Below are 10,282 nucleotides of genomic sequence, written 5' to 3'. Positions count from 1 at the left end.
CAAATGAGGCCTCATACGGCTTTAAAATACAAAACGCCCGATGAAGTACATCGAGCGTTTTAGTTAAAAAGTGTCAACCCATATCAGGACGGGTCACTCTATTGTGAAGAACAACGCTTAAAAGTCTTCTAGATATTCATCTAAATACTCTTCTTCTTCGATGTTAACTTCTTCTACCGTTTCAACTTCTGCTTTAAAGTTTTGACGTTGGATATAAACATCGCGAGTTAGAATATATGGATCCGGCGACGAGTCTAGCTGCGCTTCTTGCGGTACTAATAAAGCACGCTTCTCCATTCCTTCAAACGCCCACTTACCCAAACTCGCCCAGAAGTTGAGATAAGAGAGGGGTAAATACGTACTATCTACGGTATCTGTCACTTCACGTAAGGTATACGGACCATAACCTGGAACCATGAAGTAAGGACCATTTCCAACACCATAGTGGCCTACTGCATCACTGAACGCTTTCTCGTCGTACTTCGTAATACCCGCGGCACTTGCAATATCGAATAAACCGAAAATACCGAACGTCGAGTTAATCCAAAAACGGTTAAAGTGGTCCACGGCTTTCGTACCATTACCCATGATTAAGTTATTAACCATGCTTGCTGGCTCATCTAAGTTCGATAAGAAGTTAGCGATACCAGAACGAATAGGAACTGGCGTGTATTCTACATACGCAAGTGATACAGGACGAACCAAATACGGATCTAAATATTCGTAGTTGAGTTCCCACATGGTTCGGTTAAAGCCTTCCAACGGGTCATACACATCAGAAGTCGTTTGATTTGTTTCTTGTCCTGTTACTGCTTCATCAGGCGCACTTGAACAGCCAACCAGTCCAACGGCTAACAGCAACAAGAAGGTAGATTTACCCTTGTTATACATTTTATTTTCCATAACGACTATTAATGTACCTAAGTCACCCCGATTAACCATTGTACGTATGTTGAGCAGGATACATAGTAAAGATGACTCAGATATGGGAATAAATAAAGGCCAGCAATCGCTGGCCTTCGGTATTCTACTCGATCGTTTAGAGTCATACCACTAAAGGCAACTGACTCTACCTCGTTGTCATGTTTCAGAGACAGATGTTAACAATTAATACTGCTGATCAATGGTCACTTCTACTGGTGCGCCAAATTCAACGACGTCACTTTCTCCGTGCCAATCTTGATCACGCGTTGCTACGTTACCGTCAGAATCTACACGCACACGGACGATGAGCTTATCGAGTGTAGATAACTTTTGCCCTTGCATCATGGCATTGCCATCATCTAATACGACTGTGCGAGGGAAAGTACCTAGCGGATAACGAGCAGCAGCCACAGGCATTGGGGAGCCATCTGAACGATGTACTGACACAATCAGAACTGCGTTTGGATCCAACTGAGCATTTGGTGCCACATTAATTGTCACAGCTACACTCTTATCCGGTGAAACCGCTTCGCCCATTTGCTTACGAGCACTCTCAATACTTCGTGACAACATCTCGTATCGGCTATCTTCTGGACCAATCATTTGCTGCATGATTCCCCAGTACTTTATGGCTGCCGGGAAGTCTTGACGCTCAAACGCATCGAACGCTAACAAAGAAAACACACGCAGGTCGACATAGTCTTGCTGCATCAGCTTGCCGAGTAATGAGCGAGCCGTCGCTTGATCCATTTCCTCTTGAGACAGCATCAGAGCTTGTGCATAACCCAACATCACATCAGGATCTTTGGGCTCTAGGCGGTACGATTTTTCCATCGCATCGATAGCCGTGGTGACATCACGATTTGCTAACGCAATACGACCTAGCAGTAACCAACCTGTCGAGTCTTCCGGCTGGTAATGTAAGCGAGTTCGAAGGGCAAGGGTCAAATCCGCCATTTCATCGTCACTCAGCGGCTCAGAAGAAGCCGACATCAGCTTTTTCGATAACTCAGGTAGATTTGCAGACACTTCTTGCCATTGAACAATATCGTCTGACGCGCCAAATTTATAATACAAACCATAGCTCAGCACCACCGTCAGAATTACCGATGGAACTAAAACCGCGATTGGAGAAACCTTGGTTTCTTTTTGCGCTTTATCACCAGGGATATCGTCAAGCAGTGATTGCTTTAGATCAGAAATCAGTTCGTCTTCACTTTCAACCAGACCTTCGTCAGTTTCTTCTGCAAGCTCAGATAGTCGGTCTTTATAAAATGCCTTGTTGAGCTCATCGCGTAACACATCATCATTGTTCGCTTTTTGTTTAAGCAGCGGCAAAGCCACCAGCGCACAAGCAATAAGCGTGAGAGCAACGGTGGAAATCCAAAATAGTGTCATTACTTCTTATCTCCGTTGTTCTCTTCTTCAAGCAATGCTTTTAAACGAGCTTCTTTTTGCTCATCCCATTGCTCGTCACTGCTCGCTTTTGCCTTAACTTTAGATTTACGGCTACGCAGTACAATCAAACCAAAACCACCCAGTACTACAGCGAGTGGCCCTAGCCACAAAATCGCAGTCGCGACCGTAAATGGTGGGTTGTAAGTCACGAAGTTACCGTAACGGGCGATCATGTAATCAACAATCTCATCTTTGGACTTACCTTCTTTGGTCATTTCGTACACCTTATGGCGTAAGTCCTGAGCAAGTTCAGCGTTAGAATCCGAGATCGTGTTGTTCTGACATTTAGGGCAACGGAGCGTATGGCTTAACTCTTTGAACTGCTGTTCTTGTTCCAAATTATCAAACTCGTACACTTCAATGGCCGCATGAGCAGCAAGAGATAATGTCATCGCAGCAAAAACGGCAAGAATTAGCTTTCTCATTGCTTCGCCTCCTCAACCAATTTGTTGTAAAGCGGCTCCAGTGTTTCTGACCAATTACGTGGGTTTACATCCCCTACATGGCGATAGCGAATCACACCATTTGCATCAATAATGAATGTTTCTGGAGCACCATAAACGCCAAGGTCAAGGCCAAGCATACCACTGCCATCAAATAGGCTGATCAAGTACGGGTTGCCGAGATCATTCAGCCAACCTATTGCTTTATTACGATCATCTTTGTAATTCATACCGATGATCTTAACGCCCTTACCCGCCAATTCGTTTAGGTATTTATGCTCTGCATAACACGTTGGGCACCACGTTGCCCAAACGTTCAAGAGCAACGGTTCACCTTTAAAAATTGATTGGTCGTACTGTTTTCCAGGCTCAGCCAGGTCTTCTAAATGAAACTCAGGAACTGGCTTGCCAACCAAAACCGACTCCAATTTAGTTGGATCATCGCCCTCTTGGTTACGCATTAATTGGGTTGCGAAAATGCCCGCTAGAATCATGAAAGCGACAAGCGGAATAAATAAGATTTTCTTATTCATGTTATGCCTCCTGCTCTTTTGACTTCGCATTTTTCTTCGGCGATTTACGGAAGCGGTAGCGTTTATCAGAAATCGCTAGTGCGCCGCCTAATGCCATAATCAAAGAGCCAGCCCAAATCCAACGAACGAACGGTTTATAGTAAATACGAACAGCCCAAGATCGGTTGTCGTCTAAACGTTCACCCATTGCAATGTATAGGTCGCGGCTAATACCGCGGTCAATGGCTGCTTCAGTCATCATAGACTTAGCCGTACGGTAGAAGCGCTTCTCTGCGTGAAGCGTATTCACGTATTTGCCATCGTGTGTGATCTCAAAGTCTGCGATGTAGCCATCGTAGTTTGGACCATCTTTATCACGCAAGCCTGAGAAGTAGAAATCATAGCCTTGAATTTGGAAGTGTTCGCCAGGTGCTAAACGTACATCACGCTCGATGCTGTAGTTCTGTACCATCGCAATACCGATAACAGATACCGCCAGACCAACATGACCCAACATCATTGCCCAGTGGCTACGTTGCAGCTTGCGAACACCTTCACTAAAGCTATGACGGTGCGTTGCGCGCTCGTACAGTTCAAAGCCATGCATCGCAATAATCCAAATCGCCATCACCCAACCAATGTAAGCCATGGTTGAGAAGAAATCGGCAAATAGGTACACGCATAGCGCGGCCAAGGCGAAAGCAAGAACACCTGAAACGAGCATTGGTTTCACAAGTTTAGATAAACTGTCTCGCTTCCAGCGAATAAGAGGACCAATACCAAGCAGAAAAGCAAATGGCATCATTAACCACGCAAATAGCATGTCAAAGAATGGCGCACCGATAGAGACCGACCCCAAACCAAGCTGCTTGTGTACGAGCGGCAACAGTGTCCCCACTAACACCACAACAAGAGCGGCGATAAGTAATACGTTGTTGGCTAAGAGCGCATTTTCACGTGAGACTAAGTCGAAGTTACCTCGTACACGCACTGCTGCCCCTTTTACGGCAAACAGCAATAAAGAGCCACCGATAACGAAAACTAGGAAGCCTAGAATAAACATACCGCGCGACGGGTCAGACGCGAACGCGTGCACCGATACTAAAATACCGGAACGGACTAAGAAGGTGCCCAACAAACTCAACGAAAATGCAGAGATTGCCAATAGTACCGTCCACGCTTTAAATGTGCCGCGTTTTTCTGTCACGGCAAGAGAGTGCATTAATGCGGTACCCGCTAACCAAGGCATGAATGATGCGTTTTCTACTGGGTCCCAGAACCACCAGCCACCCCAGCCAAGTTCGTAGTAAGCCCACCAAGAACCTAGTGCGATACCAAGTGTTAAAAATACCCATGCAGCGGTTGTCCAAGGACGAGACCAACGAGCCCAAGCCGTGTCAAGGCGTCCAGTCATTAGGGATGCGATCGCAAAAGAGAACGCAACCGAGAAACCAACATAGCCCATGTAAAGCATTGGCGGGTGAACAATTAAACCAGGGTCTTGAAGCAGAGGGTTCAAGTCACGTCCGTCAACCGGGAAGAACGGTAACGTACGTAGGAATGGATTTGACGTTAGGATGATAAACAGTAGGAAACCCACTGAGATCATGCCCATAACAGCAAGTACACGTGCAACCGACTCTTGCGGCATACCACGACTAAACGTCGCTACAGCGACAGTCCAAGCAGCTTGGATTAACACCCATAGCAACAGTGAACCTTCGTGTGCACCCCATACTGCGGTTAAACGGTAGTACCAAGGAAGCTGACTATTCGAGTTGCTCGCTACATACTGTAACGTGAAGTCGTTGGTATAAAATCCCCAACATAAAATGGCGAAAGAGAACAACAGCATCAGGAACATAGACCAAGATAGCGGTCGCGCTGTGTTCATGAGCATGGTGTTATTATTCGATGCTCCCCACAATGGCAATACGCTCAACAGCACTGCCATTGCAAGCGAAAGAATGAGAGCAAAGTGACCGATTTCAGCAATCATTGGCCGCTTCCTTGTTTCTGTTCGGTGCTGTATTGAAGCGGTTCATGCGTTTTCTTCATCGCTTCTGCAATTTCTGGTGGCATGTATTCTTCATCGTGCTTCGCTAGGACCTCAAATGCCTCAACTGTCGTGGCATCTTTCAGTACACCTTGAGCAACAATACCCTGCCCTTCACGGAACAAGTCAGGAAGAATACCGTCATAGGTAATCGTCACTTTCGGACCGACATCGTGCAGGTCAAAACTCACTTTCAAAGAATTAGGATCTCGACGAACTGAGCCCACAACCACCATTCCACCGATACGCAGACGCTGGCCTACTTCTGGCTTGGTGCCATCTGGCTTACCATTAACCAATTCCGTTGGAGTGTAGAAAAGGTCCATATTTTGGTTAAGCGCATAAAGTATCAAACCAATGGTGGCACTAATACCGATAAAGATCGCTAGTACAATACCTAGCCTCTTTTTACGTCTCGGGTTCATAAGGTGTTCTCCATGTTCTTCGCTGCGTCGATACGAGCTTGACGGTCAATTTTTGCTTTCACTTCTTTCAATAATGCATCACCGCGGCGAAGGCTAGTGATCAGAAGAATCAGCATGGATAAGAAAGTAATACCAAACGCACTCCATACGTATGATGCGTAGCCACCCATGGCAAAAAAGTCGCTCAGAGATTCAAAATGCATAATCAGTTACCTCACTGAGTTTGTTCTGTTGCGAGTTTGCGCACCCAAGGGCGGTGACTTTCTTTACTGATGATTTCGTTACGAAAACGGACCATCGTCACGGCACCAAAGAAGAACGCAAAGCCAAAGATGTTCAGCAATAACGGCCAAAGCATGTCGGATGAAATAGAAGGTTGTTCAAATTTCGTGATCGTCGCACCTTGATGAAGCGTGTTCCACCATTCCACGGAAAAGTGAATGATAGGTAGGTTTACTACGCCTACGATCGCTAAGATACCAGCGGCTTTTGCAGCGGTTTTTTGATCGTCAAACGCATGGTAGAGCGCAATCACACCAAGGTAGAGAAATAGCAGAATCAATTCAGATGTAAGACGGGCATCCCATACCCACCAAGTGCCCCACATAGGCTTGCCCCAAACAGCACCTGTAAGTAGAGCAATAAAAGTAAATACTGCACCAATCGGAGCCATCGCAAGTGCCGCCATATCAGATAGGCGAACTTGCCATACTAGGCCAATAAATGCAGCAATCGCCATCGACATATAAACGCCCATAGACCAAATAGCTGATGGGACATGAATGTAGATAATTCGGAAACTGTCACCTTGTTGGTAATCTGAAGGCGCAAATGCAAGCCCCCAAACCGTACCAACCGATAAGCATACGAGGGCCAATACAGAAAACCAAGGCAGAAACTTACCACTCAAACGATAAGCTGCTTCTGGCTTGGCATAAGGATGTAGCCATTTCCACATGTTTTGTTCTCACTCTTACTTCAGGGACACTGTCTAAAGGGTTGAGACCGTAGCAGTGCTTTAATAATAATTCTTTGATCAAGCGCCGCTTCATTGGCACTTTATTGAGTTAGTTGACACTAACTCGTAATGCGGCACTGATGGCAAAAGGCGTTAATGTCATCGCCCCCATTAGCATCGCACCTAAAATCGCTAGTTGACCGTTATACGCCATACCGAGTGCGGCAGCATCAATTGCCGATGTTGCGAAAATCAAAATTGGGATGTAGAGCGGAAGAATAAGCAAACTCAAAAGAACGCCACCCTTTTGCAACCCAACAGTCAACGCCACACCAATGGCGCCAATAAAACTTAGTGTTGGTGTACCGATCATCAAGGTTAATACAACCGATAGCCAAGTATTGAAGTCGAGCGAAAGTAAAACCGCCAATAATGGGCTAATTAAAATCAGAGGTAACCCTGTTAACAACCAATGTGCTATGACCTTTGAAACCACGACAAGTTGCAATGGAATCGGCATTAGCATCATTTGTTCTAGTGCACCGTCTTGAAAATCATCACGAAATAGACGCTCTAATGATAATAAGGCGGACAGCAATGCGGCAACCCAAACGATGCCCGCTGCAATACGTGCTAACAAATTAGGCTCTGGTCCAATACTCAGAGGAAAGAGAGTAATGACAATAATAAAGAACCACAGCGGGTTCAGAATGTCTGCCTGACGGCGAAATGCGATTAGGAGCTCACGACGAATGATGGTGGTCATCGAGGAAATCATATCAGTCACCCAGCTTTATTTTTCTAAGTTTCGGGCTGTCCGCAAACATATCTTGATGCGTCGTCAACACAACAATACCGCCATTATCAGCATGACTTGCGAACAAAGATTCAAGCACCTTGACACCTTGCTTATCAATGGCAGTCAACGGCTCATCTAAGATCCATAAAATTTGCTTACTGAGCCATAACCTTGCCAATGCGACTCGTCGTTGCTGACCTGCGGAAAGTTGTGCTACAGGCACATCTTCTCTACCAGCTAATCCTACTTGAGTCAAAGCGATAAAGATTTCTTCGTCTGAAGAGCGATTATTTTGAATAGATTGATAAAAACGTAAGTTTTCTAATGCGGTAAGCTCTCGTTTCACTCCTGTTTGATGTCCTAAGAAAAGCAGATCTTGATGGAAAACATCACGAGATTTTTCAACCTCTTCGCCTTTCCATTTAATGACACCTTCTTCTCTATCACCTAACCCTGTCACAATCCGTAGCAATGTAGTTTTACCAGTACCATTACGCCCTTCGATCTGGACCAATTCACCAGGCTTAATTTCAAACTGCAGGTTTTCAAACAGAACCCTTTCATCACGGATTGCTGTCAGGTTAGACACTTCTAACATAGAGCTTCAACTAAAAAATGAACGAGCCGCTATATTAGCACAGCTTAGTTATGACAAAACAGGATAAGAGGGCTAGGTTACATGTAAGTTCATGTATTTTTGTTAATTAATCATCACACTTTAATAAAATTAACTATAAGTAGTTATAAGCGCTCATTTTGAATTTGAGAGGCCAGAGCTAAGAGCAAGATCGACTGAAGGTTATCTAGGGTTGTATTTAAGAAGAGCATTAGCGGCTAAAAACAAAAAAAGAGGCGTAATAACGCCTCTTTTTTATCGCTTGATAACCTTTAGCGTCGACGACGTCCACGCGTTGGATATTCTGCGTCATCTGATGGCTGACCACTTAATGGTGGAATCTTCTCTTTCCCCGCCAGTTTCTTCTGCAGTGAAAGCATCAACTCAGCTTCGGCTTTTGGTAGTTCGCACTCTTCAATCAGCTCGTTGATATCAGCGCCAAGCTGTACCATTTTAGAAGCGCGACTGTACAAGCGACCATCAGTATCAGCGTGTTCGAGTTCGCGAATTCTCTCGTTTAAGTGCTGAATAATGTCCTGTTGCTCCGTCACTTTTTGCCCAAGACCAACGACAACCGAGCGCACTTCGAGTAACTGCTTACTCAACTTTTGCACTTCTTTATCTGCGTGTCGAGATTGAGCTCGTTGTTGGTCTAACTGCTTTTGTAACCCCGAGCGAATCCGCAGTTGCAAAACAACCAATACTAACACGATAAAAGCGACGCCACCCGCAAGGAATGGAGCAGATAAAAGAGTCTCTTCAGCCATCATCATTCAGCCATTAAAGGTGAGCCATCTCGTCCCACTCGTCATCTGTTAGCAGCTTGTTCAAATCCACAAGGATAAGAAGCTTGCCGTCACGGTTGCTCACACCCTGGATGAACTTCGCACTCTCGTCGGTACCAACTGAAGGCGTCGTATCAATTTCAGAAGAACGCAGATAAACAACTTCTGCCACGCTATCTACTAAGATACCAATCACTTGACGCTCAGACTCGATCACAATAATACGAGTGTTGTCAGTGACTTCGCCTTCCATCAGGCCAAAACGTGAACGTGTATCGATAACAGTAACTACATTACCGCGTAGGTTGATGATACCAAGTACATAATCTGGTGCACCTGGAACAGGGGCAATTTCAGTATAACGAAGTACTTCACGAACTTGCATTACGTTGATGCCGTACGTTTCTTCTTCTAGCTGGAACGTCACCCACTGAAGAACTTCGTCATTCGATGCATCTTTCTTCACTTCTACTTCAAAAGCTTGAGACATAGTTAATCCTCGTTAATGTCGTTCCCGACTTAAATCTAATTCAGTGATTTGACATCTAAACCGGCGTTTAGCATGTCAATGAGCGCCTGGACATGAATTAAGGCACACATTTTTTCTTTTACCATGCCCGCTAGCCAAGGGCGTTTACCCGCCTGCTCACGCCAGCGAACCTTGTCGATATTAAGCGTTTCAGTCCCCATTAATTGGTTACTGGCCAACCCCCACATGCTCTCACCAAGCATGACGACATATTGGTAGTTATCTTTATAGCTATCATCACGAAGCTTATCTGCCATCACCCATTTCGCGGTATCGACGACATCAAACTGTTGCTCGCGATTTGTTTGTAGCCCCAAATACCAGGCGGGTTTTCCTATCAAATGGTTAAGCTCGCTAATGCGATGAATACCACCTAACTCATCAAGAGGTACAGCAAACGTGACACCATTCACATCAAAGTAAAGAACTTGGAAGTCCTCACTTCGCTTCGTACTCTCCCAGGCCGTTGGTATATCGGAATCTGCTTGTGTTTCGAGTTCAGTATCGACGTTCGATTCTATATTGATACTTTGTTCGATCACTGCGTGAGGTTCATCCACCTCTGGTTGAGCTTCTTCAAAAACTGGCTCATCAATCACCCAGTCCTGTATTTCCTCAACACCCTGAAGCTCAGGCACCTCACTAAAGGTTTGTACCTCAGGCTCAGCCGCTTTTATCTCTGCTGCAATATCAATCGTATTTTGTTCAAGAATACTATCAATATCCAACTCAGCCACTGGGTTGCTTGCTTCAAGCTGACTTAATAGCCTTTGAACA

13 protein-coding genes are annotated in these 10,282 nt (G+C 45.2%); all 13 read right to left on the bottom strand.

Features of this window, described 5'->3' with window-relative positions:
- Positions 1-117 precede the first annotated feature (117 nt).
- Complete coding sequence (locus tag IQR33_RS23035; protein ID WP_005380523.1) at positions 118-891, bottom strand: VacJ family lipoprotein; 774 nt, start codon at positions 889-891, stop codon at positions 118-120.
- Positions 892-1,107: 216 nt separating this feature from the next.
- Positions 1,108-2,322, bottom strand: coding sequence for a c-type cytochrome biogenesis protein CcmI (gene ccmI / locus IQR33_RS23030; RefSeq protein WP_065274745.1), 1,215 nt, complete (start codon positions 2,320-2,322; stop codon positions 1,108-1,110).
- On the bottom strand, positions 2,322-2,807 hold the full coding sequence (locus tag IQR33_RS23025; RefSeq protein ID WP_005380519.1) for a cytochrome c-type biogenesis protein: 486 nt from the start codon (positions 2,805-2,807) through the stop codon (positions 2,322-2,324). The genes ccmI and IQR33_RS23025 overlap by 1 nt, the downstream gene beginning before the upstream one ends.
- Positions 2,804-3,358, bottom strand: coding sequence for a DsbE family thiol:disulfide interchange protein (locus IQR33_RS23020; protein ID WP_005380518.1), 555 nt, complete (start codon positions 3,356-3,358; stop codon positions 2,804-2,806). Before IQR33_RS23020 ends, IQR33_RS23025 begins: the two co-directional genes overlap by 4 nt.
- Before the next feature lies 1 nt (position 3,359).
- Positions 3,360-5,336: a heme lyase CcmF/NrfE family subunit gene (locus IQR33_RS23015; protein WP_021034009.1), complete on the bottom strand. Its 1,977-nt coding sequence runs from the start codon at positions 5,334-5,336 to the stop codon at positions 3,360-3,362.
- Positions 5,333-5,818, bottom strand: coding sequence for a cytochrome c maturation protein CcmE (gene ccmE / locus IQR33_RS23010; RefSeq protein ID WP_005380516.1), 486 nt, complete (start codon positions 5,816-5,818; stop codon positions 5,333-5,335). Before ccmE ends, IQR33_RS23015 begins: the two co-directional genes overlap by 4 nt.
- Positions 5,815-6,021, bottom strand: coding sequence for a heme exporter protein CcmD (gene ccmD / locus IQR33_RS23005; RefSeq protein ID WP_005380515.1), 207 nt, complete (start codon positions 6,019-6,021; stop codon positions 5,815-5,817). The genes ccmE and ccmD overlap by 4 nt, the downstream gene beginning before the upstream one ends.
- Before the next feature lie 11 nt (positions 6,022-6,032).
- Positions 6,033-6,776: a heme ABC transporter permease gene (locus IQR33_RS23000; RefSeq protein ID WP_005380513.1), complete on the bottom strand. Its 744-nt coding sequence runs from the start codon at positions 6,774-6,776 to the stop codon at positions 6,033-6,035.
- 109 nt (positions 6,777-6,885) lie between these two features.
- Positions 6,886-7,554 (bottom strand): heme exporter protein CcmB, encoded by a 669-nt coding sequence (gene ccmB, locus IQR33_RS22995; RefSeq protein WP_005380512.1) that lies wholly within the window; start codon positions 7,552-7,554, stop codon positions 6,886-6,888.
- 1 nt (position 7,555) lies between these two features.
- Positions 7,556-8,173, bottom strand: a complete 618-nt coding sequence (gene ccmA, locus IQR33_RS22990) for a cytochrome c biogenesis heme-transporting ATPase CcmA (RefSeq protein ID WP_005380511.1) — start codon at positions 8,171-8,173, stop codon at positions 7,556-7,558.
- Positions 8,174-8,463: 290 nt separating this feature from the next.
- Positions 8,464-8,958 carry a DUF2802 domain-containing protein gene (locus IQR33_RS22985; RefSeq protein WP_031777229.1) on the bottom strand — a complete coding sequence of 165 codons (495 nt, stop codon included), beginning with the start codon at positions 8,956-8,958 and terminating at the stop codon, positions 8,464-8,466.
- A gap of 13 nt (positions 8,959-8,971) precedes the next feature.
- Complete coding sequence (locus tag IQR33_RS22980) at positions 8,972-9,466, bottom strand: chemotaxis protein CheW (RefSeq protein WP_005380507.1); 495 nt, start codon at positions 9,464-9,466, stop codon at positions 8,972-8,974.
- 35 nt (positions 9,467-9,501) lie between these two features.
- Positions 9,502-10,282: chemotaxis protein CheW (locus tag IQR33_RS22975; RefSeq protein ID WP_193844072.1), on the bottom strand; the 781-nt coding region annotated here is incomplete at its 5' end.

The sequence above is a fragment of the Vibrio sp. OPT46 genome, from assembly GCF_015163535.1.
In the GTDB taxonomy this organism is placed as follows: Bacteria; Pseudomonadota; Gammaproteobacteria; order Enterobacterales; family Vibrionaceae; genus Vibrio; species Vibrio alginolyticus.
Note: the sequence above shows the minus strand (reverse complement) of the source record. Positions and strands in the feature narration are given on the sequence as shown.